This is a genomic window from Halomonas jincaotanensis, from assembly GCF_018448785.1.
Lineage (GTDB): Bacteria > Pseudomonadota > Gammaproteobacteria > Pseudomonadales > Halomonadaceae > Halomonas > Halomonas jincaotanensis.
Map to the genome: position 1 here is coordinate 35,663 of NZ_JAHCLU010000013.1, position 23,823 is coordinate 59,485.

A 23,823-nucleotide genomic window follows, 5' to 3' on the forward strand; every position below is an offset into this window, starting at 1 on the left:
TTTTTCATGCCGTAACGAGCTCTTCAAGCCGATTCGATAAGTGACCGTCCTCAGGCCGACATCAGATTGGCCTTGTCGTCACGCGACCAGACGCGATGCTGTCCCATGGCCTGGGTGAGCGGTGCAAACACGTCGTCCAGCGTCGCCCCCAGGATGATCCCATCTTCCTGGGTCGGTACCTGGGCCGCGCTCAGCAATGCCTTGCCCTCGCCAATGGCCGCAATGGCCTTGAGATGCTTGTAGGCTTCCTGCACGTAGTAGCGTCCCAGACCGGATTGCGAGAGTGTCTTCACACTTTGCTCACCGCCCACCACGATCACCGCATCCAGGGTCACCGATGGCTGACCGTTGAGCATCGCATCGGGCACGATGGCCTGACCGTTGGTGGACTTGACCGGTGCCATGCTGGGCGCGATGACCATACCCTGCGCCCCTTCGGCTTTCAGTTTCGCCTTGGCGGCTTCCACCTGTTTACCATCCACGCCGTCGGCCACCAGGATCGCCACCTTACGGTACAGGATGTTATTCGGCAGTCGCGCCATCAGGCTTAGCGCCGGGGAGGCCTGCAACGAGCTCCGGCCAAGCTCGTCGGCCGGCGCAGGCTTGCTCGTTGGCGCCTCGATGCCATGGTTCTCGCCGACGCGACGCGCCAGCTCCAGATCGATATTGGGCAATATCTCCTGAATCACGCGCTCGCGGATCCACGGCCGGGCGACCTTGGAAAGCTCGAAGGTATAGGCATCGATGATGTGCTCTTTCTCGACATCGGTCTGGCTGTTCCAGAACAGCGTCGCCTGGGAATAATGATCACCGAACGAGTCACTGCGAGCCCTCACCTTATGCGCGTCGACACGCTCATAGTAGCTCTCGAAGCCGCCGTTTTCCGCCGCCGCCGGCGTCTCGCTGGGCCAGCCGCCATCGATCGAATTGGGCTCGTAGGATGCCTGACCCTTGTTGATCGTCTGGCGATGCATGGAATCGCGCTGGTTGTTGTGGAACGGGCATACCGGCTGGTTGATGGGAATCTCGTGAAAGTTGGGCCCCCCCAGCCGCAGCATCTGGGTATCCAGGTACGAGAACAACCGCCCCTGAAGCAGCGGATCATTGGAGAAGTCGATACCCGGCACGATGTTGGTCGGATTGAAGGCGACCTGCTCGGTCTCGGCGAAGTAATTGTCGGGGTTGCGGTTGAGCACCATCTTGCCGATCAGGGTGACCGGCACCTGCTCCTCGGGGATGATCTTGGTGGGATCGAGGATGTCGAAGTCGAACGTGTGCTCGTCCTCCTCTTCCACCACCTGGACACCCAGCTCGTATTCCAGGAAGTCGCCGTTCTCGATATCGTCCCACATGTTACGGCGGTTGAAGTCGGGGTCACGGCCCCAGAGCTTTTGGGCCTCATCCCAGATCAATGAGCAGGTACCCGCCAGTGGCTTCCAGTGGAACTTGACGAAGCGACCCTTGCCTTGCTTGTCGATCAAGCGAAAGGTATGCACGCCGAAGCCTTCCATGTTGCGGTAATGCCGAGGGAATGCCCGGTCGGACATTGTCCACAATACCATATGGGTGGACTCCGGCATCAGAGAGACGAAGTCCCAGAAGGTATCGTGGGCCGACTGCCCCATGGGAATCTCGTTGTGGGGCTCGGGCTTCACCGCATGCACGAAATCGGGGAACTTGATCGCATCCTGGATGAAGAACACCGGCATGTCGTTGCCTACCAGGTCCCAGTTGCCCTCGTCGGTGTAGAACTTGGTGGCGAAGCCGCGAACGTCGCGCACGGTATCATTGGAACCACGCGAGCCTTGCACCGTGGAGAAACGCACGAACACCGGGGTCTTCTTGCCGGAGTCCTGAAAAAGACCGGCCTTGGAATACTGAGCCGCGTTCTCGTAGGGCTGGAAGTAACCGTGCGCTGCCGCTCCCCGGGCGTGCACGATACGCTCGGGGATACGCTCGTTGTCGAAGTGGTTGAGTTTCTCGCGGAAGATGAAGTCTTCCATCAGCGTGGGGCCGCGCTCCCCGGCCTTCAGCGAGTTGTGGTTGTCGGAAATGCGCAGCCCTTGGTTAGTGCGCAGATCATGCCCCTCGGAATCGCTGCGGTAATGCTCCAGGCTATCCGACTTGCTGTTCTCGGTCGTCTTGACGTCCGTATCGTTGGGGCCGCTACTGTTCGGCGTCGTATGCGGATTATTGGCCATGCAAACGCTCCTCCTTTGCGTTCATTCATGACCCGGTAGCCAGCGTTCAGCTGCCTCACCGAGCCACGCGGTTGCTGGCAAGCTCACTCCAGAGCTGCCTCCCATTCAAAGTAGTCGGTGAAACGTCACAAGCCTAATAGGCGTGGCTTATTGTTCGCACAGGCAAGGGTAATTGGCAGCGAGTCCGCATTGCTCGTGCCGCCGTTGAAACTCGGCTGTCGCAAGCTGGTAATCTTGCCGTCAGAAAGGCGACGATGGCATGAGGCGTCGATCGGTCACGCCGCGGATGGAGTCGCGATGTTTCGTACCCTTGCCATACTTCGATCGCTGCAAAGCGCTCATCACACCTTGGAAGACGTTCAGGTCAGTCTCCAGAAGGCGTGTGATTACCGCTGGCTGAGAGAACAGCTGCCCTGCGGCGTGGTGACCGACACCAATGACACCCTGTCAGATGGTACGCCTGCCTTAACCATCACTCTGCCGTTCCTGGCCACCTCGGCGCGACGGCAGGGCGGGAAATGGCCGGAAGCACCCGACGAGCGCGAGCGCTGTCATGTGGAGGGCGCCCATGCCTGCCGTGCCGCCGGCGCGCCGGCGTATCGCAAGCTCGAAAGCCTGTCGCATGGGCTGGTTCATGGTGCCCTGGCGGTCTTGAAGGATGCCGCTCGCTTCGACTACCTGCTGACCACGAATGCCATACGTTTGACGTGGCGGTGTCTGGAGCATATAGACGGCCCTCTGAAAAGTGAACTGGGGCGTTGGCTCGACGATCGCGACCAGCTCGCTGGACGCCATGGCCTCTTCCTGCTCGAGGTAAAAATCCCCAGTGCGACTCCCCATGTCTCACTTCACGGTAAATGGCTGGACACCCAGACAGACACTTACCGACGCATCGTGCCGCGCCATGCGGGACCCTGAACCCTCGGACACTATTGGATGCCACGGGAATGGCCTAAGCTTGAGCGTCGATTCGCCGCTAACTCAGGGAGGAAGCAATGAGCGACACCGATCTTGGCACGCTGGATGCCAGTGCCCTTGCGGCACTTTATGCCTCGGGGAAAGCCTCCCCGCTTGAAACGACCCGGGCGGCGCTGGAACGTATCGATCGCTTCAACGGGGCGGTCAATGCCTATACCTACGTTGATACAGAGGGCGCCGAGGTGTCCGCGCGGGCATCGACTCGCCGCTGGCACCAGGGAGCCCCTTTGAGCCCAATCGATGGCGTGCCGGTATCGCTTAAGGATTTAACGGAAGTCGCCGGCATGCCAGCACGCGAAGGCTCGCGCCTGACACCGGCGACGAAACGCGAACATGACAGCCCGCCGGTACGAATGTTGCGAGAGGCAGGCGCCATACTGCTCGGCAAGACCAATACGCCGGAGTTTGGCTGGAAGGCCGTCACTGACAATCTTGTCTACGGTACGACGTACAATCCCTGGGACACGCGCCTGACCCCGGGAGGTTCTTCAGGCGGCGCCGCCGTTGCCGCCGCCCTCAACATGGGGGTACTGCATCAGGGTGGCGACTCCGGTGGTTCCATCCGCATCCCCGCGGCCTTTACCGGTGTCTTCGGCTTCAAACCGTCCTTCGGCTGGACGCCCCAATGGCCTCCCTCCAAAGAGCCCTCGCTTTCGCATATCGGTCCCTTGACGCGCAACGTGCGTGACGCGGTGCATATGATGAACGTGATAGGGCGTTACGACTTTCGCGATCCTTACGCCATTCGCGGTCAACCCGACGACTGGGGCAGCCACCTCGCCAACGACCTCGATGGCCTGCGAATCGCCTATTCGCCTGACCTAGGCTACGCCAAGGTCGACGACCAAGTGGCACGGCGCGTCCGCCAGGCCGCGGAAACGCTTCAGTCGCTGGGTGCGGTGGTGGAAGAGGTCCACCCGGGGTTTGTCTCGCCCATCGAGACCTTTCAGACTGTCTGGTTCACAGCATCACTGGAGCTGTGGTTACAGTGCAGTGAATGCGAACGCGAGCTGCTCGACCCTGGCCTGGTTGCCAATGCCAAGCGTGCGGAGGCGTTGAGCGCGGTGGACTTCTTCCGTGCATTGAACGACAGGGCCCTTCTCACTGAGCGACTGGAACACTTCAATCAGAAGTACCACCTGCTGATGACGCCAACGGTACCGCTCGAACCCTTTGCGGCTGATCACGAAGTGCCGCCGGGAAGCGATATGCAGGATTGGGAAGAGTGGGCGCCCTTCTCCTACCCTTTCAACCTCAGCCAGCAACCTGCCGCCTCGGTACCTTGCGGCTTTACCGATAGCGGTCTGCCCGTCGGTTTCCAGCTTGCCGGCGGCAAGTTCGATGACGTTCGCGTATTACACGCCTGTCATGCCTATCTGGAAGCCTGTCCGCCCCGCTTCCCGACAATGCCCAATCCCACCAGCACCTCCTGAAACGATTCGCCCGGCTAATGCCGGGCGAATCGTTAGAAGGATGGATGAAAAGCGTCAGCCGCTCTTGACCTTCGAAATCACCCACAGCAACAGCACGGCGCCCGCGATGGCGGTGACCAGCGAGCCGACGAAGCCGCCTGCCTGCAAACCCAGCAGGCTGAACAGCATGCCGCCGATCACCGCGCCGACGATGCCCACCCCGATATTACCGAGGATGCCGAAACCGCCACCACGCATGATATGACCGGCAATCCAGCCCGCCAGACCGCCAATGATGAGCCAAGCAATCAATCCCATGATCATTTCTCCTTTTTACATCAATTCAAGGCCAGGCTGTGATGGTGCCTCAGGTAAGTTGGCGAAGAAAGAGCGACCTCAAAAAGAGGAACCCGGCTCAGCAAGAAAAGCCAGTTCCTCGGGACTGGATTCGCGGCCCAGAATGGCGTTGCGATGTGGGTAGCGTCCGAAGCGCTGAAGGATCTCACGATGCCGATGCTCGAAACGCAGGTTCTCTTCAAGACCCGGTTGGTCGAAGAGTCTAAGGGCCTCTTCATGTATCGCAAGCGATTCACTATGCATATACGGCATATAAAGAAAGGCGCGCCACCCTACATCGAGATGGCGGTCCGCCGCCTGGGCCACCGCTTCCTGGGCCAATGCCAAGGCCATCGCGTCGCTGGCGAAGGCCTCAGTCGTATCGCGATACATTTGGCGTGAGAACTGATCCAGCACAATCACCTCGGCAAGCCGGCCAAGCGCCGAGCGACGCCAGAGCCAGAGTTCCGCACGATTCGCCGAGGAATGTAATTCCCCGAAGCGCTCGACGATAGTGGCATCCAGTGCGGTGTCCTTGCGAAACCACTGGGCAGGCGTGAGTTCCTTGAACCAGAAATCGAGCACGACATCGGGACGCCCTTCCAGCATGGCAGGTACCTCTCTTCAAGGTAGTTCGGATGATAGTCTCCCAGATTAGCAGCCTTTTCCACCATTACTCCATCGACCCAAGGGCCGCCATGACCGCTTACGACCTGCTGCAGATGCTCACCTATGTGTTCCACATTGTCGGCCTGCTGGTCTGTTTGGCAGGACTGAGCCTGGCCCGGCGCCCCGAACGACGATTGGCGGGACGAACCGTGGCGGCGTTTGGTTTCCTGATCGCCATATTGCCGGTACTGATGCAGCTTTTCGGTGTCATCGAGCCGACGCCGATGCCACCACAGCCGCCTCAGTAGGTCGATGTTGATGTCGATACCAGAAGACATCGGGTAATTAGCCGAAAGGGGTATAGAAGAATCGTTTCAGCGTCTTAGACTTTCCCCACACTCGACCTATACCGATTCTCGCCCCGCGGAGTCGCTTCCTCGGCCCATCTCGCTTTCAAGGATCTCCTCCATGCATGCCCTGACTCTGGCGTCGTTCCTGTTCTTTACCGGGCTCGTTGCCTTCATTACCTGGCGTATCACCCGGCGCGACGACCATTCGAGCACCAGTGGCTATTTCCTTGCCGGTCGGACCTTGACCTTTCCGCTGATCGCCGGATCGCTGTTGATGACCAACCTCTCCACCGAGCAGATGGTCGGCCTCAACGGCGCCGCCTTCGCTGACGGGCTCAGCGTCATGGCCTGGGAAGTGGTCGCGGTGATCGCCCTGGTGGCGCTGGCGCTGTTCTTCCTGCCGCGCTTCCTGCGCAGCGGCATCGCCACCCTGCCGCAGCTGCTGGCGATCCGCTTCGATGCCGGCACCCAGCTGATCACCAACGTGATCTTTCTCATCGCCTATGCGGCGATCCTGCTGCCGATCATTCTCTATTCCGGCGCCATCGGCTTGCAGGGCATGCTCGACCTCTCCGGCCTTACCGGTATCGAGTCCAGCACCCTGTTGCTGTGGCTGACGGTATGGATCGTCGGCATTATCGGCGCCATCTACGCCCTGTTCGGTGGCCTTCGCACCGTTGCCGTCTCCGATACCCTGAACGGGGTCGGACTGCTGGTCGGTGGTTTCGTGATCGTCTACTTCGGTCTCCAGGCCGTAAGCAGCGATGGCGGCCTCATGGAGGGCTGGAATATCCTCAAGGAAAGCAACCCCGACAAACTCGACTCCATCGGCGGTAGCGAACAGCAAGTACCCTTCTTTACGCTGTTTACCGGGGTCTTTCTGATCAACCTGTTCTACTGGACGACCAACCAGCAAATCATTCAGCGCACCTTTGCCGCCAAGAACCTCGCCGAAGGTCAAAAAGGCGTATTGCTGACCGGCTTCTTCAAACTGTTGGGCCCACTCTACCTGGTGCTACCGGGCATCATCGCCTTCCATCTGTATGCCGACCAGGGCGTCCGCGCCGACGAAGCCTATGGACATCTGGTGTTCAACGTCCTGCCGCCCTACCTCACCGGCTTCTTTGCCGCGGTAATGGTCGGTGCCATCCTGTCGTCGTTCAACTCGGCGCTCAACAGCACCACCACCATATTCAGCCTGGGGATATACAAGGGCGTGCTGAACAAGAACGCTTCCGAAGCGCAGGTGGTCAAGTCAGGCAAGATATTCGGCTGGATCATGGCGATCACCACCATGATCATCGCCCCCTTGCTGGCCGGACAGGAAAGCCTCTTTGGCTACCTGCAGAAAATGAACGCGATCTACTTCATTCCCATTCTGGCGGTAGTCATCGTCGGCCTGCTGACCAAGCGCGTTCCGCCCATGGCCGCCAAGCTCGCCCTGGTCGGCGGTTGTCTGCTGATCGCCGCTGGCTACTTCGTGCCGCCCTTCAACCAGTTGCCGGTGGTAATGCACGAGTTCCATTTCGTGGCCTCGGTATTCGTGCTGCTGGTCGCAATGATGCTGCTGATCGGCAAGCTGCGCCCGCGCGCGACCGAATGGGTCCAGGAGGATATCGGCGCCGTCGACCTGACGCCTTGGAAAGGCGCCATTCCCGCCGGGATCGTGCTAGTCATTCTGGTGATTGCCATCTATGTGGCCTTCGCCGGCTGATGCCGTTGCGCCAGGCGGTATCTGCATCGCAGCCTAACCTCGAGCTCACCACGACGCCTCGCCATCGGCGGGGCTTCGTGGCTATCGCGTTTCGTCCTTGCCAGTCGGTCATGACACCCGCACATTAAAGCTGTGACTTTACGGGATGGATACCCCTTTCATGCGTCAACCCCTGGCTCGAGACATACACGACCTGCTGGAACGCGGCCGTGACCGCCAAGTTCGTCTGGCGGTCACCGGCCTGTCGCGTTCGGGCAAGACCGCTTTTCTCACCTCACTGATTAACCAGCTGCGCCACGCGGGGCTCGAGGCTCGGCTGGACTTGTTGCCCGCGGCCCGAGAGGGCCGCTTGCTCGGCGCGCGGCGGGTCAATCAACACGACCTTGGCGTGCCCCGCTTCCCCTACGACCAGGCCATGGCCTCGCTGGATGCCAACCCACCGCACTGGCCCGAGCCGACCCGGGGCATCGGCGAGCTGCGCCTGGTGATCCGCTATCGTCCGGGCAAACGGGGGCTCCTGGGCCGCGAGATCCGCCAGCTGAGCCTGGACCTGTTCGACTACCCGGGAGAATGGCTGCTCGACCTGCCACTGCTGGGGCACGACTATCTGAGCTGGAGCCTCGACCAGCAACCATCCCGGGGCCAGGCGCGCGAGCGCCTGTTTGCCGACTGGCTCGACGCGGTGGCCGACCTGGACCCTGCCGCCGAGGCTGATGAAGCGAGGCTCGCCGAGATCGCCGAATGCTATGCCAAGGGGTTACGGGCCGCCCGGGAGGCCGGTTTCGCCGATCTTCAGCCCGGACGCTTCCTGCTGCCCGGCGAGCTCGCCGGCGCCCCAGTGCTGCAGTTCTTTCCGCTCCCGGCCATCGCGACGCACGACACGGCCAAACTGACCAGATTGCCCTCGGAGAGCAACTACGCCACGCTCAACCGGCGCTTTCGCCACTATCAGCAGCGTGTGGTCAAGCCCTTCTATCGTGAGCACTTTCGCCGCTTCGACCGCCAGATTGTCCTGGTGGACCTGCTGGGGGCGCTCAATGCCGGCCCGGAGCGCTTCGAGGACCTGTCCCGGGCCCTTGCCAACCTGATGCAGAGTTTCGACTACGGCCAGCGCAGCCTGCTCTCGCGCCTCTTCGCGCCGCGCATCGACCGCCTGGCGATTGCCGCCACCAAGAGCGATCATGTGACCCCCGACCAGCATCCCCGCCTCGTCGCGCTGCTCGAGGCGCTGCTCGCCGAGCCGCTCAAGGACCTGCGCTTCGCCAATATTCCCGTCAAGGCGCTCTCGCTGGCGGCCATTCGCGCCACCGAGAGCCGCGAAGTGAGCCTGGAGGGGCATCGCTCACCGGCCTTGCGCGGCAAGAACCTGGCCGGTGAAGAGCTGCTGATGTATCCCGGCGAAGTGCCCAACACCCTACCGGATCATGACTTCTGGGCTCGCCAGGGATTCGACTTCCCGGCGTTTCGCCCCATGCCCCGCGATGGCGGCGCCCTTCCCCACATTCGCATGGATGCCACCCTGGATTGGCTCATCGGAGACAAGCTGCAATGAGCGATACCCGTCGATCTGACCCGCGTCCGCGGCAGGGCTTCACGCTCGACGACCCCGAGCTCACCCCGCCAATGGGCGACGACCCACGGCCCGGAGCGCGCTTCGCCGCCGACCTGCCCAGCCAACCCTTGGACGATCCGCAGCCGGCCGAACAGGCATTGGAGGCAAGCCTGACCAAGCCCCGCAAGCGCCGCTGGGGACTGTTCACCCTGCTCGGCGGCACACTGGGACTTGGCATGCTGGAAGCCGGCCAAACGCTCTACGCGGCGAGTCTCGGCGGCGACTGGCTGGCCGGGGCCTGGAGCCTGTTCGGGTTATTAGCGCTGGGGCTGGGCGGTTCGGCGCTGCTCCGTGAGCTGTTTCGGTTGCGGCGGCTGAAACAGCACGGCTCGCTACGCGCAAGCCTCGACGCTCTTCCCGAGGCAACACCGAAACAGGCCCAGGCCCTCGCCGAACGCCTTAGAAAAGACCTGGGGCTCGATGATGATCACCCACACTGGCAGGGCTACCTCGCCGCCCGGGAGGCCCACCACGACGGGCGCGACATCAGGCTGTTGCTCTCGCACCATCTGCTCGCGCCCCGCGACCGGGAGGCTCGGCGGCTGATTTCGAGAATGTCGGGGGAGACCGCCGTCATGGTGGCCATCAGCCCCCTGACGCTGGTCGACATGCTGCTGGTGGCATGGCGCAACCTGGCAATGGTCGATCGCCTGTGCCGGCTGTATGGCCTGGAACTCGGCTATGCCAGTCGACTGCGCCTGATGAGAAGCGTGCTCTACAACATGGCCTTCGCCGGGGCCAGCGAGATGGCCAGCGACGCCGGCATGCAGATGCTGTCGCTGAATCTCGCCGGGCGCCTTTCGGCCCAGGCCGGACAGGGCCTGGGGGTCGGCCTGCTCAGTGCGCGTCTCGGCCTGCGAACCCAGCGCCTCACGCGTCCGCTGACCTTCGCCGACAATGAAGCGCCTCGGCTGAGCGACCTTCGCGGCGAGCTCTGGCAGCACCTGCGGCGCCTGGAAATACGCGCCGAGACGGACAAGACGCATCGCCGCTGACGGGCAACGTCCCGGCGATGTCACAACGCGAAACGCTCGCGCAGGTACTTGGTTACGGCGCCGTCGGTGTGATGGCCGATGACCCGCGCCTTTGGCACCCGTCCGCGAAGCTCGGGATGAGCGTTGCCCATGACATGCGCCTCGCCGGCCAGGGTAAGCATCTCGACATCGTTGAGGTTATCGCCAAACGCCAGGCACGCCTCAGCCTCCATCCCCAGCGAGTCGAGCAGTGACGCCAGCGCCGCACCTTTATTGACCCCGCCGGCCATGATCTCGAGCGAGGTCTCCATGGAGTAGGTCAGATGCAGACGCTCGCCATGACGGCGGCGGATCTCCGTTTCCAGCTCGGCCACTTGCTGGGGCTCGCCGATGTAGAGCACCTTGCCGACACGCTCGCCATCGAGCTCGCCCGGTTCGGCCACCCGATACCCGAAACCGGTATGCGCATGCAGCGCCAGCAAGTGCGGGGCCTCGGCATCGATCAGCCATTCGTCGTCGAGATACAAATTCAACCGGACCCCGGCCTGGAGAGGCAACGCGATCAGGTCGCGTGCCAACTCGCGGTCCACATGGCGCGCGGCCACCAGGCCGTCGTGCTGATCGTGCAGGTAGGCGCCGTTGGTGCTGATGACATGCACCGGCACGCCCAGACGCTCGCGAAACAACAGCATGTCGCGAAAGTGGCGTCCCGAGGCAAGCGCCAGGTGATGCCCCTGCGCGGAGAGGGTTCGCAGGGTTGCGATGGTACCCGGTGTCAGGTCATGGTCGGCATCGAGCAGCGTGCCGTCCAGGTCGGTAACGATCAATCGAGGAGTCATGGGTCTTCCAAGGTCGAAGATTAAGATCAGGCTACCGAAGCGGCTGGCCGCTGTCTTCAGGCACTGACCAGGCACCGGTAGAAGTCGCCCTCAACGCCCTCAGATAGTTCCGGCGAAGGAATCCCGTTCGCCCCGGAAAGCACGGGCGATACGACCCGAGTGCGCGTTGCATTTGGCCCCGCGACGGGGAATCCGTATAGTGGTCTGCTTCCCCGCCAACCGATCGTGACCATGCTGCAGAACAACTCGGCGCTTGCTCAACTCAAGCAACAGATGCGTAACAACACGCCTCGCGTAGAGGGCGTGATCAAGGCCACCGACAGGGGCTTTGGCTTTCTCGAGACCGACGACGGTGAATCGTATTTCGTGCCGCCACCTGCGATGAAGCAGGTACTGCACGGCGACCGCGTCGGCGCCATCCTCCACGAGGAGGGCGACAAGAAATCCGTGGAGCCGGACACCCTGATCGAGAGCGGCATGGAACGCTTCATCGCCCGCGTGCAGAAGCGCGAGGGTCGGTTGGCAGTCGTGCCCGATCATCCCTCGATGAAGAATGCCCTCAAGGCGCGTATCAAGCGCAGCCTCGACGAGGAGAGCATCGGTGATGGCGACTGGGTGGTTGCGAGACTGGTTCGCCATCCGCTCAAGCCCGACGACCGTGCCTTCTTCACGCAGATCGACGAATTGGTGGCCAAGACCGACGACCCAGCAGTGCCGTGGAGGGTCACGCTGGCACGTCATGCGCTCGAGCAGGAGTGCCCGGATGCCGGCGACGACTGGCCGTTGCTTGATGAGGGTCTTACGCGCGAGGACCTGACCGCCGAGCCTTTCTTCACCATCGACGGCGAGAAGACCCGCGACATGGACGATGCCCTGCGCATCGAGGCCGACGAGAACGGCGGCTGGAAGCTGACCGTGGCCATCGCCGACCCCACCGCCTATGTCGCGGAAGGACACGCCGCCGACCTGGAGGCACGCACCCGCGCCTTCACCGTCTACCTGCCGGGACAGAACGTCACCATGCTGCCCGAGCAGCTCGCCGACGACCTCTGCTCGCTGTGGGAAGACCAGGAGCGCCCGGTGCTGGCCTGTACGCTCAAGATCGGTGCCGACGGCAGTCTGGGCGACTACCGCTTCTTCGCCGCCACCGTGCGCTCCCAGGCCAAGCTGGCCTACGACTGGATCTCCGACTGGCTGGAAGGCCAGGGCGAATGGCGCCCGACAGGGGCGATCGGTGAACAGCTCAAGGCCCTGGAAGCCATGACCCTGGCCCGCAGCGCCTGGCGTGCCGAGCATGCGCTGGTGTTCAAGGATCGCCCGGACTTCGTCTTCGACCTCGACGTGGCCGGCAATGTGCTGGCGATTCGTACCGAAGAGCGGCGCATCGCCAACCGCATGATCGAGGAATCGATGATCGCCGCCAACGCCTGCTGCGCCGACTTGCTGGCTAGCCATGTGGGCCACGGCATCTTCAACGTCCATCGTGCCTTCGAGCCGGAAAAGGCCGAGGCGGCGCAGGAATTCCTGTCCGGCCAGGATATCCAGGTCGAGCGCGAGGCGCTGACCGAATTGCCCCGCTACCGCGAGCTCAAGCGGGTACTCGAGGGTCGCGACGATGCCTGGCTGGACGCACGCCTGCGTCGCTTCCAGGGCTTCACCAGCATGTCGGCCCAGCCCGGCCCCCACTTTGGCCTGGGCCTGGCCGCCTACGCTACCTGGACCTCGCCGATCCGCAAGTATGGCGACATGGTCAACCATCGCTTGATCAAGCGCGTGCTCAAGGGCGAACAGGCACCGGCCGAAGCGAGCCAGCAGCTCACCGAGCAGCTCACCGAACGGCGGCGCCTCAATCGCATGGCCGAGCGCGACGTCAAGGACTGGCTCTACGTGCGCTACCTGACGCCGGCCGCCGAGGCGCAGGAAACCTTCGAGGCCGAGGTCATCAACGTCAATCGCGGCGGCATGCGGGTACGCCTGACCGCCAATGGGGCCACGGCTTTCATTCCGGCGCCCCTGATGCACAGCGATCGCACCAAGGTGGTCATCGACGACAAGGAAGGCCGTATCCAGATCGAGGAGACGGAACGCTTCAAGCTTGGTGACGTGATCCGCGTCGCGCTGACCGAAGCGCGCGAGGAAACCCGCTCGCTGGTCGGCCGCCCGGTCGATTAAGGCCTGCCCTGCCTTCGACACGCTACAGGGGCCTCCGGCACCTACCTCCGGCACCTACAAGGTGAGGTGTCGAAGGCCCCACCCGCCATGGATAACATCGCGCCCTGACGCTGAATTGACACATTAGCGCTTTAGGCTGAAAGGATCGTGCTGCTCTTGGGCCGGAGGATCCTTTGCACATTGCCGATGTGACGATGTTTCATGCACCCGCCAGTGGCGGCGTGCGCACCTATTTGCAAGCCAAGCACCGGGTGTTTTCCCGGACACCCGACCTGCGCACCAGCCTGCTGGTACCCGGAGCCGAACGCGACAGCCTGGGCGATCATCACACCCTCCCCGCCCTGCGCTTACCCTTGGGACAAGGCTATCGCTTCCCTCTACGTATTCGTCCCTGGCAGGAAGCGCTGGTATCACTTGCGCCGGACCTGATCGAGGCCGGCGACCCATACGTCACCGCCTGGGCGGCGTTGAACGCCGGCCAGCAGCTCGGCGTGCCCGTCGTGGGCTTCTACCACTCCGACCTGCCGCGGCTGATGGGAGATCGCTTTGGACAGCAGGTAGGAAAGCGCCTGGAGCGCTACGTGGCGCGCCTCTACTCGCAGTTCGACAGTGTGCTGGCACCTTGCCACGCCATGGCCAATCGGCTACGCGACTGGGGTGTTGAGCACGTTCGGGTGCAGCCGCTGGGGGTCGATGTGGCGCGTTTTCATCCCCGACGGCGCGATCCGGCACTGCGACGCGAACTCGGTCTGGGACCGCAGACGCGGTTGCTGATCTTCGTCGGCCGCTATTCGCGAGAGAAGAATATCGATGTGCTGCTGGCCACCCTGCAACGCCTGGGTCCCCCCTATCACCTGCTGCTGATGGGGCCGGGCATGCCACGCCAGGTGCCCACCAACGTGACGGTCGTCGATCGCTGCTGCGGCGTCCATGAAGTGGCCAGGGCGCTAGCCAGCAGCGATGCCATGCTCCACGCCGGCACCCGTGAAACCTTCGGCTTGATCGCGCAGGAGGCAATGGCCAGCGGCATCCCGGTGATCGGTGCCAGGGCCGGCGCGCTGGCGGAAAATGTCCCCCTCGGGGCGGGCATCCTGTGCCGCCCGCTCGACCCGGCGGCCATGGCGGAGGCCTGCCACTCGCTGTTTCTCAACGATGTGGCCGCCAGCAGGCGCTACGCGCGACGCCATGTCGAGCGCCACTTCGACTGGGACTGTGTGATGCAGGACTTGTTGACGCACTATCGACAACTCGGCGACGGCAGCGAGCACCATGCTCACCCCCAGAACGGCTGATACTCACCGCGCATTGCCGCAGTGGCGGCCGCTGCATGGCCTGATGATCGTGACGGCGCTCATCACCCCCCTGGCGGTCACCCTCTGGTTGGGCGGAACCGAGGCCCTGGCCGCGGTCAAGCGGTTCCCACTGGATGTCCTGGCCCTGATGATAGTGATCGCCTTCCTGTGCTGGAACCTCAACGCCGCCCGGCTGCGCTTGATGCTGGATGGCCGGGCCGGCCACCTTGGGCAGCGCGGCGCACTGGGCATCGAACTGGCGTCCAAATTCGCCCTCTGTGCTACGCCCGGCGGCAGTGGTGGCCCACCTACGCTGCTGGTATTGCTGTCGCAACGTGGCCTACCGGCCGCAAAGGGGGCAGCCGTCTTCCTGCTCGACCAGGGTTGCGATCTGCTGTTTTTCCTCTGCATGCTGACCGGACTGGTGGCTTTCTCCTTGCTGGGCGAAGCCCAGTGGCCCCACCAGGCGTTGATCCAGATGGCACTGGTCGCATTGGTCCTGCTAGCCGCTGGCGTAACGTTGGTGATGGGATACCTGCCACGGTTGTTGCGTTACCCCGCATCACCAGGATCACGGTGGCTGAGCGGGTATCGGCGACGTTGGCTTGCTCGCCGCCTGCTGAAGTGTCGCTATGGGCTGCAAGCGACCCTGCAGCTCCCCATTACGACGCTGCTGGCGATGCTGATGCTCACCACGGCGCATTGGCTACTGCGCTACAGCCTGCTCTACCTGGCGGTGCTGGGCGCTGGGGGAAATGCCGACTGGCTGTGGACCTTCCTGACCCAGATGCTGGCCATGGCCGCGAGCCAATTCAGTTTTTTGCCCGGAGGCGCCGGTGCGGCCGAGCTGGGGGTCGGCGGGTTGCTGCTACCGCTGATGGCGCGCGAGCAGGCCGCCGCCGCCGTGCTGGTCTGGCGCCTGGTGTCCTACCACCTTTATCTCGCCGCCGGCGCCCCGTATTTTCTGCTGTCGGCCTACCGACTGGTGAGGCGACCATCAACAGCACGACTCTGAGCGCCTTCTCAGTTGTTGAAGTGACGCTGCTTCTCCGCCGTCCAGTCGATCGCTGGGGCACGCATGCCGTGCCCGCCACGATAAGGTGCATACGCCGGGGCTTCCCAACCCGCCAGTAGTGCCGGCGCCAGCCGAAACACCTCGACCCCGATGGGGTGACAGGTTTCCAGAGGATCGCGGGCGTCGGGGCCCCACAGGTCGACCGACAGGTCGCCTCCAGGGCAGCACGACAATGCACACAGCAGGTCGACTTCGGCGAACAACTCGATGTAGTCGCCCTCTCTGGCCGGACAGGCTTTCATGAAGTACTGGTCATCGTCGTTGAGCCCAGTGCACTGGAAGACGTTGAGCACGTCATGCACGTCGAACTCGGTGAGCCCGAAGGGAGCCACCGCACGCACCAGATTGGAATGACAGTGATGGTCGAAGTCCTCGCCGGTCAGCAGCTTGTTGACGTAGGGGTCGCAGCGCGTCCCCAGCAGGTCATGGACCCTGCCACCGTCAGGGTCCACGCCACTCCCGTTCACGCCATAGCCGGCCAGGGTATCGTCGATAATGGTCGCCATGGGCCGTAGATAGGGGAGCGTCGACCACAAGCGATCGAACGTCGACACATGCGCCCGCTGCAGCTGGCGCGTCCGCGAGGCCCAAAAGCGCTCCCGCGGATTGTGGCGATGCCAGAGGTTGAGATCCCCTACCTGGGGTCCATCCAGCGTCGAGAGACGCAGCACATGGCCGGCCGGCACCTCCCAGGCCAGGCCCTCGCGAATCGGCACGACCCGCTGGTCGACAAGCTTTCTCGCCTCTGGCGCCGTCAGTCGGGCATAGAAGTCGCGGTCCACGTCGAGAATGGAGCCTTGCGTGGCGCGGTAGGCGGCGGGCACCTTTGCCATGGCCTTGTCTCCTTGGATATTTGAGAAATACCCGACATGCTAACGGATTGTCCCCTGACGCTCTCAACGCCCGCCACGTGACGCCTCAGCTCGCGTTGATTTCGCCCTGCTGATGGTGATAGAAGAAGCGCAGCATTTCCTTAGTGGCATCGGGGCCCTTGGGATCGGTATAGCTTCCCTTCGTACTACCTCCCGACCAGGCATGACCCGCACCCTGGACCCGCCACTGCTCCAGGCGCGGCTCGCCCTTCGCATCATGATGCGTGGTACGCGTATAGGCATGGCCGTTGGCCACCTGCCCCTGCTCCACCGTGACCCTGGCGTTGCCCTTACCGTGACTTGTCGCCTCGCCCTCTCGACGCGTGGCGGCGTACTGGGCGGCAACGCGCTCTGCATTGCTTGGGTGCACGGTGGTGTCGCGATCACCATGAAAGATGATGGCTGGCACCTCCGACACCCAACCGGATGCTCGCGCTGAGGTACCACCGCCCAGAGGACCCGTGCCGCCCTGCATTGCCCCCAGGGCATCGGGGAGGCTCTGCGCCACGCCGTGGGGCAGCCCCGAATGCACGCCCACCGCCGCAAAGAGATCCGGATAGGTCATCGCCAGCGTCGTTGCCATGGCGGCGCCTGCCGAGAGCCCTGCGACATAGACCCGGCTCGCATCGAGCCCGTGCGTGTCGATGACCTGACGGGTCATGCCGGCAAGGATCGACGGCTCACCGCCCTCGCGCTGCTGGTCTTCGGCCTTGAACCAGTTCCAGCACTTCGAGCTGTTAGCGGTCATCGGCTGGGCCGGATAGAGCACGCAACACAGCTGCTCTTCGGCCAGCCGGTTCATGTTGGTCCCGGCAGCGAAGTCGTCGGGATTCTGCGTGCATCCATGCAGCATGACCACCAGTGGTAGTGCCTGCCCGTGATGGCCGCTGGGAATGTACAGCTTGTAGTCGCGCGTGCCGACATGGTTGGTATAACGGCCGGCCGTGAACGCGCCGGGGTGTGCCTCCTCAGTAGCGCCCCGTGCCTGCTCTGGTTGGGCGCCGGCGCCGCGAAACTTGAGCCACTTGTCGCGCCATGCAGCAGGAATGTCAATGTCGCCGCTCGGGTATGCCCCAGTGGTCGCCTGTCGGGTATCGCCAAATGCGGAAAATGGTGCGGCTTGCGCTGTCGGCTCATCTTTCAAGCTCGAGGCCGTGACCGCCTCGTCGACGACCTGCCAGCTCCCCTCAAAGGTATTCCCCTCGAATGTGTTGCCTCCGCCGTAAGTTTTATTCGGCGTTTCCTCACCCGTCGCCTCTCCCTTCCCTCCCGGCATGGCGCCTTGCAGGATGGCCATGGCCTCGTGCAGCTTCCCGGCGCGCGTGAGCCGCGTCGCTTCTTCCATTCGCTTCGTCATAGTGGCGTCGATCATCGTTAAATTTCCTATTCAGTGATTCAGTGAATTCGGTCTGCCAGGGCGGCCTTGACCGCCGCGCTGGCATGCAGGGCGCCCAGCACGACCACCGATTCGATGGTGGCGCGGGCAAGCTCCGGTGTTACGTCGTCGGCGATGCGGGCCAGCCCCAGCACCTGGATCTGCAGCGCCTCTCCGGCGGCCTGAAGCGCCTCTAGATCACTGCGGCTGTAGTCTTGCAAGCCCAGCACGAATGTCTTGCGTGCCACGGTTTCCTTGACAACTTCCGCATGGGTGGCCAGCTGGTTGCGGATCGCCGTGCGGATCAGATCGGTTCGATTGGAATAGAATCCTTCCTGGACCAGCAGATCGATCTGCCCCAGGTCGACGACCCCCAGGTTGATGGTGATCTTCTCGCTGGCGTCGCCGGACTTGCGGCGCAGTTCATGCACGCTCATTTGTTATGCCTCGTTGCCCAAATTGCGGAACCATCCTGACGCTACTTCAGCATCTCTATGGCATCCATTAACCATCCACATGGATGGTATAATAGGCTAGCCGTGACAATAGTCAAGCTTTGGGCGTACGAAAAACGACCCACCGATAGGCGGGCCGTTACATATGGGTAAAGGGAGTGGCGTAGCAGGAAATCAAACGCCACAAACAACAAGGGCACCCATGGGTGCCCTTGAAGAATGTCGTGACGGAAGGCAGCGAAGCTGACTGATCGGCCTTACCAGCCGGTTGCCTGCTTTAGCGCATCGCCGATCTCGGCGAGCGAGCGCACTGTCTTGACGCCCGCGGCTTCCAGAGCGGCGAACTTCTCGTCCGCGGTGCCCTTGCCACCCGCGATGATGGCGCCGGCGTGGCCCATACGCTTACCGGGAGGTGCGGTAACGCCGGCGATATATGCCACCACCGGCTTGGAGACGTTGGCCTTGATGTAGGCGGCCGCCTCTTCCTCGGCCGTGCCGCCGATCTCGCCGATCATCACGATGGCCTCAGTGGCTGGATCCTTCTCGAACTGTTCGAGGATATCGATGAAGTTGGAGCCGGGAATCGGATCGCCGCCGATACCCACACAGGTCGACTGACCGAAGCCATGGTCGGTGGTCTGCTTGACAGCTTCATAGGTCAGGGTACCGGAACGCGAGACGATACCGACACGACCCGGCTTGTGAATATGGCCCGGCATGATGCCGATCTTGCACTCACCCGGCGTGATGACACCCGGGCAGTTCGGACCGATCAGGCGCACGCCCAACTCGTCGCACTTCACCTTGGCGTCGAGCATGTCCAGCGTCGGAATGCCTTCGGTGATGCAGACGATCAGCTTGATCCCAGCGTTGGCAGCTTCCAGGATCGAGTCCTTGCAGAACGGCGCCGGTACGTAGATCACACTGGCCTCGGCTCCAGTCTCGGCCACGGCTTCCTTGACGGTGTTGAACACCGGCAGGCCCAGATGCTCCTGGCCGCCCTTGCCCGGCGTCACCCCACCGACCATCTTGGTGCCGTAGGCGATCGCCTGTTCAGAGTGGAAGGTCCCCTGTCCACCAGTGAAACCCTGGCAGATGACCTTGGTGTTCTTGTCGATCAGGATGCTCATTACTTGCCCTCCGCTGCCTTGACAACCTGCTGAGCCGCATCGCTCAGACTGGTAGCAGCGATGATGTTCAGACCACTGGAGGCCAATTTTTCGGCACCCAGTTCGGCGTTGTTACCCTCAAGACGCACCACGACCGGCACGTTAACACCGACCTGCTCGACGGCACCGATGATGCCCTCGGCGATCATGTCGCAACGCACGATGCCGCCGAAGATATTGACCAGTACGGCCTTCACGGAATCGTCAGAGAGAATGAGCTTGAAGGCTTCAGCCACACGCTCCTTGGTGGCGCCACCGCCAACGTCCAGGAAGTTGGCGGGTTGGCCACCGTTGAGCTTGATGATGTCCATCGTGCCCATCGCCAGTCCGGCGCCATTGACCATGCAGCCGATGTTACCTTCCAGCGCCACGTAGTTCAGTTCCCAGGCCGCAGCTTCGGCTTCACGCTCGTCTTCCTGGGACGGATCGCGCATTGCCTGCAGGTCCGGATGGCGATAGAGGGCATTGCCATCCAGGTTGATCTTGGCGTCGAGGCAGTGGAGGTCGCCCTCGTCGGTCACCACTAGCGGATTGATCTCGAGCAGCGCAAGATCCTTGTCGTGGAACAGCTTGGAGAGTCCCAGGAAGATCTTGGTGAACTGCTTGACCTGGTTACCAGTGAGGCCCAATGCGAAAGCAAGCTCACGCGCCTGGTAGGGCTGAGCGCCGACCAGAGGGTCGATCTCGGCCTTGAGAATCTTCTCGGGAGTTTCCTCGGCCACCTTTTCGATTTCGACACCACCCTCGGTGGAGGCCATGAAGACCACACGTCGCGTGCCGCGATCGACCACTGCGCCCAGATAGAGCTCGTCGGCGATGTCGGTACAGGTCTCGACCAGGAGCGTGGTGACCGGCTGTCCCTTGTCGTCGGTCTGGAAGGTCACCAGATTCTTGCCCAGCCAAGACTCGGCGAAGGACTTGGCCTCCTCCGGGCTCTTGATCAGCTTGACACCACCGGCCTTGCCACGGCCGCCGGCGTGAACCTGGGCCTTGATGACCCACTTGTCGCCACCGATCTTCTTGCAGGCCTCGAGGGCCTCTTCTGGGGTATCCACAGCGAAGCCCTTGGACACCGGCAGGCCATAATCGGCAAACAGCTGTTTGCCCTGATATTCGTGAAGGTTCATCGATTCATGCCATTGGTTGCATGTGACTCGAACGATGACCGCAAGCTCCCCCTATCAGGCGTTACGCTTGGGTCACCCCCGTCCGTTTCCGATACTAGGCCGGAAACGAGGCGCCACCCGTAGGTGGCGCTTGTTGTCTTTACTTTTTCTTCTTGCGATTGGCCATATGGATCGCATGGCCTTCCACGGCGAGCGCCGCCTCATGCACTGCCTCAGACATCGTTGGGTGGGCATAGCAGGTCAGCGCCAGATCCTCGGCACTGGAGCCGAACTCCAGTGCGATCACGCCCTGGGCGATCATCTCACCGGCATGCTGGCCAACGATGTGCATACCCAGCACGCGATCGGTCTCGGCGTCGGCAATGATCTTGGCCTGGCCCTCGGTGGCGTTGTTGGCCATGGCGCGGCCGCTGGCGGCAAAGGGAAAGGCACCCGTCTTGACCTCGATCCCGGCGGCCTTGGCCTCCTGCTCATTCATGCCCACCCAGGCCACCTCAGGGAAAGTGTAGATGACGCTGGGGATGGCGTCGTAGTTCATCTCGGCCTTGTGGCCGGCAATGATGTCCGCGACCATGATGCCCTCTTCCGAGGCCTTATGGGCCAGCATCTGGCCGCGCACGCAGTCACCGATGGCATAGACGCCCGGCACGCTGGTACGGCAGTGGTCGTCGACATGGATGAAGCCACGCTCATCCAGATCAACGCCAATTCCGTCTGCGACGACGCCCTTGGTGTAAGGCTTGCGGCCCACACAGACGATCAACTTGTCGAAGGTAATTTCCTGCTCACCTTTGCTGTCGGTGAACTTGACGACAATTTCCTTGCCCTTCACCTCGGATCCCGTGACGCGGCTGCCCATGCGGATATCCAGACCCTGCTTCTTGAGCAGTTTCTGGGTCTCCTTGGCAATGGCGCTGTCGACCATGGGAAGGAAGTCATCCAATGCCTCAAGCATGGTGACTTCACTGCCTAGGCGATTCCACACGCTGCCTAATTCCAGGCCTATGATGCCGGCACCGATCACCCCAAGGCGCTTGGGTACCTCCTGAAATTCCAGGGCACCGGCAGAATCCACGACCATTCCCTCGACCAGAGGGGTCGGGGGGATCTCGATGGGAACCGAGCCAGCGGCAATGACAATGTTATCGGCCTCATGGGTCGCCGTCTTGCCGTCCTTGTCGGTCACCTCGACCTGCTTCGAGGAGGTCACCTTACCGGTGCCCTCGATGGCGGTCACCCCATTGGCCTTGAACAGACCAGAGATGCCCCCGGTCAAGTTCTTCACAATGGTGTCCTTGCGGGCCATCATCTTCTTGACGTCCATCGTCACGTCGCCGGCCTGGATGCCCAGGCCATCGAAGTCGTGCTTGGCCTCGACGAACTTGTGGGAGGCCTCGAGCAGTGCCTTGGAAGGGATACAACCCACGTTCAGGCAAGTCCCGCCATGCACCACTTTGCCCTCCTTGCCGATCCACTTCTCGACGCAAGCGGTCTTGAGACCCAACTGGGCGGCTCGGATAGCTGCAACGTAGCCGCCGGGGCCTGCACCGATGACGATCACATCAAACTTGTCGGCCATGAGGATTTCCTTTGATCGGTTCGCGTTGAATTCCGTGGGGTGAAGCGCTTAGACGTCCAGCAGCAGGCGCGCCGGATCCTCGAGCAATTCCTTGATAGTCACCAGGAACTGCACGGCGTCCTTGCCATCGATCATGCGGTGGTCGTATGAAACGGCGAGATACATCATCGGACGAATCTCCACCTTGCCGTTCACCGCCATGGGACGTTCCTGAATCTTGTGCATACCCAGAATGGCGGTCTGCGGCGGATTGATGATCGGCGTGGACATCAACGAGCCGAAGATACCGCCATTGGTGATGGTAAAGGTGCCGCCCTGCATCTCGTCGATGCCGAGCTTGCCGTCACGGGCGCGCTTGCCGAAATCAACAATGCCCTTTTCGACGTCGGCGATCTTCATGCTGTCGGTATCGCGCAGTACCGGGACCACCAGGCCACGGTCGGTGGAAACCGCCACCCCGATATCCTGATAGCCATGGTAGACGATGTCGGTACCGTCGATGGAGGCGTTGACGTCGGGGAAGCGCTTGAGCGCCTCGGACGCCGCCTTGACGAAGAACCCCATGAAACCCAGTTTAGTGTCGTGAGTCTTGAGGAAGGTGTCCTTGTACTGGGCACGCAGGTCCATCACCGCACCCATGTCGACCTCGTTATAGGTGGTCAGCATGGCGGCGGTCTGCTGGGCCTGCACCAGGCGCTTGGCGATGGTCTGACGCAGCCGGCTCATCGGCACCCGCTTTTCGGGACGCTCGCCTTCGACAGCCGGTGTTGCCGCGGCCTGCTTGACCGCATCGCCTGGCTTGGCGCCACCGGCAGGTTTAGACGCCTTCTTGGCAGTACCCTCCTTGATGGCCTTCTGCACGTCCTCCTTGAGGATACGACCACCCTTGCCAGTGCCTTCGATCTTGCTCACGTCGAGATCATTCTCGGCCACCATCCTACGGGCGGCCGGGGCGAGGGTCTTGTCGCCGACCCGCTCGTCGCTGGCACCATCGTCAGCCGATGCTGGGGCCTTATCCCCGCCGGCATCACCTGCCGGCTCGGCCTCGCCGCCAGCACCCTCGGTGAAGGTTGCCAGCACCTGCTCGGAGGTGACCTGACTGCCTTCCTCAGCCTTGATCTCGGACAGAGAGCCATCAGCGGGTGCGACGACTTCCAGCACCACCTTGTCTGTCTCGATCTCGGCCAGAACTTCATCGCGCTTGACCGCGTCACCAACCTGCCTCTGCCAGCTGGCCACGGTGCCTTCCTGAATCGACTCGGGAAAACTAGGTGCCTTGACCTCATGCTGCTTTCCGCCACTGGCCGAGGCTGGTGCCGGCTTGTCCTGGGTAGGCGTAGACTCGTCAGTCTTTTTCTTGCTGGACTTGGCGTCGGACTTCTTGGCGTCGTCTCCCCCCTGGGCGTCCGCGTCACCGAGCCGACCCAGCACCTGCTCGGATTCTACGCTCTCGCCCTCCTCTGCAAGTACCTCGGCGAGAGTGCCAGCTTCCGGCGCCACCACCTCGAGCACCACCTTGTCGGTCTCGATCTCGACGATCAGCTCGTCTCGCTCGACGCTGTCGCCAGGCTTTTTATGCCAGGCGGCAACGGTGCCTTCGGCAACGGATTCCGGGAAGGAGGGTGCCTTGATGTCGGTAGCCATGTCGTTTCCTTGTGTATTCTCTCGTTCCGGTGAAGCGC

Annotated in this window: 20 protein-coding genes; 9 read left to right on the plus strand and 11 right to left on the minus strand. The window is 62.5% G+C overall.

The features are described from left to right. Positions 1 to 50: 50 nt before the first annotated feature. Positions 51 to 2,201 (minus strand): catalase HPII, encoded by a 2,151-nt coding sequence (gene katE, locus KG088_RS12550; protein WP_213825876.1) that lies wholly within the window; start codon positions 2,199 to 2,201, stop codon positions 51 to 53. Between the two features lie 297 nt (positions 2,202 to 2,498). Here katE and KG088_RS12555 point away from each other — a divergent pair, with 297 nt between their 5' ends. Together KG088_RS12555 and KG088_RS12560 are read left to right on the plus strand one after the other, a co-directional pair. Beyond that, positions 2,499 to 3,119 carry a hypothetical protein gene (locus KG088_RS12555; protein WP_213825877.1) on the plus strand — a complete coding sequence of 207 codons (621 nt, stop codon included), beginning with the start codon at positions 2,499 to 2,501 and terminating at the stop codon, positions 3,117 to 3,119. Positions 3,120 to 3,196: 77 nt separating this feature from the next. Then, on the plus strand, positions 3,197 to 4,612 hold the full coding sequence (locus KG088_RS12560; protein ID WP_213825878.1) for an amidase: 1,416 nt from the start codon (positions 3,197 to 3,199) through the stop codon (positions 4,610 to 4,612). Positions 4,613 to 4,666: 54 nt separating this feature from the next. Here KG088_RS12560 and KG088_RS12565 read toward each other — a convergent pair whose 3' ends face one another. Then, on the minus strand, positions 4,667 to 4,909 hold the full coding sequence (locus KG088_RS12565) for a GlsB/YeaQ/YmgE family stress response membrane protein (protein ID WP_089792815.1): 243 nt from the start codon (positions 4,907 to 4,909) through the stop codon (positions 4,667 to 4,669). 78 nt (positions 4,910 to 4,987) lie between these two features. Further along, complete coding sequence (locus KG088_RS12570; protein ID WP_213825879.1) at positions 4,988 to 5,536, minus strand: DUF924 family protein; 549 nt, start codon at positions 5,534 to 5,536, stop codon at positions 4,988 to 4,990. A gap of 29 nt (positions 5,537 to 5,565) precedes the next feature. Here KG088_RS12570 and KG088_RS12575 point away from each other — a divergent pair, with 29 nt between their 5' ends. The 4 genes from KG088_RS12575 (at position 5,566) to KG088_RS12590 (ending at position 10,207) form a co-directional block, all read left to right on the plus strand. Further along, entirely contained in the window at positions 5,566 to 5,844 is a 279-nt protein-coding gene (locus KG088_RS12575) for a hypothetical protein (protein WP_250148245.1), read from the plus strand. A gap of 160 nt (positions 5,845 to 6,004) precedes the next feature. After that, entirely contained in the window at positions 6,005 to 7,600 is a 1,596-nt protein-coding gene (locus KG088_RS12580; protein WP_213825880.1) for a solute:sodium symporter family transporter, read from the plus strand. Between the two features lie 160 nt (positions 7,601 to 7,760). After that, a complete protein-coding gene (locus KG088_RS12585) occupies positions 7,761 to 9,152 on the plus strand; it encodes a YcjX family GTP-binding protein (protein ID WP_213825881.1) in 1,392 nt (463 codons plus the stop codon). After that, positions 9,149 to 10,207, plus strand: coding sequence for a TIGR01620 family protein (locus KG088_RS12590; protein ID WP_213825882.1), 1,059 nt, complete (start codon positions 9,149 to 9,151; stop codon positions 10,205 to 10,207). Before KG088_RS12585 ends, KG088_RS12590 begins: the two co-directional genes overlap by 4 nt. A gap of 20 nt (positions 10,208 to 10,227) precedes the next feature. On the opposite strand, the gene KG088_RS12595 is transcribed toward KG088_RS12590, so the two are convergent. Beyond that, the gene (locus tag KG088_RS12595; protein ID WP_213825883.1) at positions 10,228 to 11,025 is read right to left on the minus strand and encodes a Cof-type HAD-IIB family hydrolase; all 798 of its coding nucleotides are present in this window, start codon (positions 11,023 to 11,025) and stop codon (positions 10,228 to 10,230) included. A gap of 231 nt (positions 11,026 to 11,256) precedes the next feature. Here KG088_RS12595 and KG088_RS12600 point away from each other — a divergent pair, with 231 nt between their 5' ends. From KG088_RS12600 to KG088_RS12610, 3 genes are all read left to right on the plus strand, one after another. Next, complete coding sequence (locus KG088_RS12600; protein WP_213825884.1) at positions 11,257 to 13,197, plus strand: exoribonuclease II; 1,941 nt, start codon at positions 11,257 to 11,259, stop codon at positions 13,195 to 13,197. A gap of 173 nt (positions 13,198 to 13,370) precedes the next feature. Beyond that, positions 13,371 to 14,489 carry a glycosyltransferase family 4 protein gene (locus KG088_RS12605; protein ID WP_213825885.1) on the plus strand — a complete coding sequence of 373 codons (1,119 nt, stop codon included), beginning with the start codon at positions 13,371 to 13,373 and terminating at the stop codon, positions 14,487 to 14,489. Then, the gene (locus tag KG088_RS12610) at positions 14,467 to 15,504 is read left to right on the plus strand and encodes a lysylphosphatidylglycerol synthase transmembrane domain-containing protein (protein ID WP_213825886.1); all 1,038 of its coding nucleotides are present in this window, start codon (positions 14,467 to 14,469) and stop codon (positions 15,502 to 15,504) included. The genes KG088_RS12605 and KG088_RS12610 overlap by 23 nt, the downstream gene beginning before the upstream one ends. 8 nt (positions 15,505 to 15,512) lie before the next feature. On the opposite strand, the gene KG088_RS12615 is transcribed toward KG088_RS12610, so the two are convergent. From KG088_RS12615 to odhB, 7 genes are all read right to left on the minus strand, one after another. After that, positions 15,513 to 16,397, minus strand: a complete 885-nt coding sequence (locus KG088_RS12615; RefSeq protein WP_213825887.1) for an urea carboxylase-associated family protein — start codon at positions 16,395 to 16,397, stop codon at positions 15,513 to 15,515. An 85-nt stretch (positions 16,398 to 16,482) separates the two neighbouring features. Next, a complete protein-coding gene (locus KG088_RS12620) occupies positions 16,483 to 17,808 on the minus strand; it encodes an extracellular catalytic domain type 1 short-chain-length polyhydroxyalkanoate depolymerase (protein WP_213825888.1) in 1,326 nt (441 codons plus the stop codon). 23 nt (positions 17,809 to 17,831) lie between these two features. Further along, positions 17,832 to 18,248 carry a CopG family transcriptional regulator gene (locus KG088_RS12625; RefSeq protein WP_213825889.1) on the minus strand — a complete coding sequence of 139 codons (417 nt, stop codon included), beginning with the start codon at positions 18,246 to 18,248 and terminating at the stop codon, positions 17,832 to 17,834. A 275-nt stretch (positions 18,249 to 18,523) separates the two neighbouring features. Next, the gene (gene sucD, locus KG088_RS12630) at positions 18,524 to 19,396 is read right to left on the minus strand and encodes a succinate--CoA ligase subunit alpha (RefSeq protein ID WP_213825890.1); all 873 of its coding nucleotides are present in this window, start codon (positions 19,394 to 19,396) and stop codon (positions 18,524 to 18,526) included. Beyond that, positions 19,396 to 20,562 carry an ADP-forming succinate--CoA ligase subunit beta gene (sucC, locus tag KG088_RS12635; protein WP_213825891.1) on the minus strand — a complete coding sequence of 389 codons (1,167 nt, stop codon included), beginning with the start codon at positions 20,560 to 20,562 and terminating at the stop codon, positions 19,396 to 19,398. Before sucC ends, sucD begins: the two co-directional genes overlap by 1 nt. Positions 20,563 to 20,701: 139 nt before the next feature. Then, positions 20,702 to 22,141, minus strand: coding sequence for a dihydrolipoyl dehydrogenase (gene lpdA / locus KG088_RS12640; protein ID WP_213825892.1), 1,440 nt, complete (start codon positions 22,139 to 22,141; stop codon positions 20,702 to 20,704). 48 nt (positions 22,142 to 22,189) lie between these two features. Next, positions 22,190 to 23,785: a 2-oxoglutarate dehydrogenase complex dihydrolipoyllysine-residue succinyltransferase gene (gene odhB, locus KG088_RS12645; protein WP_213825893.1), complete on the minus strand. Its 1,596-nt coding sequence runs from the start codon at positions 23,783 to 23,785 to the stop codon at positions 22,190 to 22,192. Between the last annotated feature and the right edge of the window lie 38 nt (positions 23,786 to 23,823).

Coding starts and splice junctions, on each gene's coding strand:
- KG088_RS12625 (WP_213825889.1), bottom strand. CDS start 18,248: ATGAGCGTGCATGAACTGCGCCGCAAGTCCGGCGACGCCAGCGAGAAG.
- KG088_RS12570 (WP_213825879.1), bottom strand. CDS start 5,536: ATGCTGGAAGGGCGTCCCGATGTCGTGCTCGATTTCTGGTTCAAGGAA.
- KG088_RS12580 (WP_213825880.1), top strand. CDS start 6,005: ATGCATGCCCTGACTCTGGCGTCGTTCCTGTTCTTTACCGGGCTCGTT.
- KG088_RS12560 (WP_213825878.1), top strand. CDS start 3,197: ATGAGCGACACCGATCTTGGCACGCTGGATGCCAGTGCCCTTGCGGCA.
- katE (WP_213825876.1), bottom strand. CDS start 2,201: ATGGCCAATAATCCGCATACGACGCCGAACAGTAGCGGCCCCAACGAT.
- KG088_RS12595 (WP_213825883.1), bottom strand. CDS start 11,025: ATGACTCCTCGATTGATCGTTACCGACCTGGACGGCACGCTGCTCGAT.
- KG088_RS12585 (WP_213825881.1), top strand. CDS start 7,761: ATGCGTCAACCCCTGGCTCGAGACATACACGACCTGCTGGAACGCGGC.
- sucC (WP_213825891.1), bottom strand. CDS start 20,562: ATGAACCTTCACGAATATCAGGGCAAACAGCTGTTTGCCGATTATGGC.
- KG088_RS12575 (WP_250148245.1), top strand. CDS start 5,566: ATGATAGTCTCCCAGATTAGCAGCCTTTTCCACCATTACTCCATCGAC.
- sucD (WP_213825890.1), bottom strand. CDS start 19,396: ATGAGCATCCTGATCGACAAGAACACCAAGGTCATCTGCCAGGGTTTC.
- KG088_RS12620 (WP_213825888.1), bottom strand. CDS start 17,808: ATGATCGACGCCACTATGACGAAGCGAATGGAAGAAGCGACGCGGCTC.
- KG088_RS12615 (WP_213825887.1), bottom strand. CDS start 16,397: ATGGCAAAGGTGCCCGCCGCCTACCGCGCCACGCAAGGCTCCATTCTC.
- KG088_RS12610 (WP_213825886.1), top strand. CDS start 14,467: ATGCTCACCCCCAGAACGGCTGATACTCACCGCGCATTGCCGCAGTGG.
- odhB (WP_213825893.1), bottom strand. CDS start 23,785: ATGGCTACCGACATCAAGGCACCCTCCTTCCCGGAATCCGTTGCCGAA.
- KG088_RS12555 (WP_213825877.1), top strand. CDS start 2,499: ATGTTTCGTACCCTTGCCATACTTCGATCGCTGCAAAGCGCTCATCAC.
- lpdA (WP_213825892.1), bottom strand. CDS start 22,141: ATGGCCGACAAGTTTGATGTGATCGTCATCGGTGCAGGCCCCGGCGGC.
- KG088_RS12565 (WP_089792815.1), bottom strand. CDS start 4,909: ATGGGATTGATTGCTTGGCTCATCATTGGCGGTCTGGCGGGCTGGATT.
- KG088_RS12590 (WP_213825882.1), top strand. CDS start 9,149: ATGAGCGATACCCGTCGATCTGACCCGCGTCCGCGGCAGGGCTTCACG.
- KG088_RS12600 (WP_213825884.1), top strand. CDS start 11,257: ATGCTGCAGAACAACTCGGCGCTTGCTCAACTCAAGCAACAGATGCGT.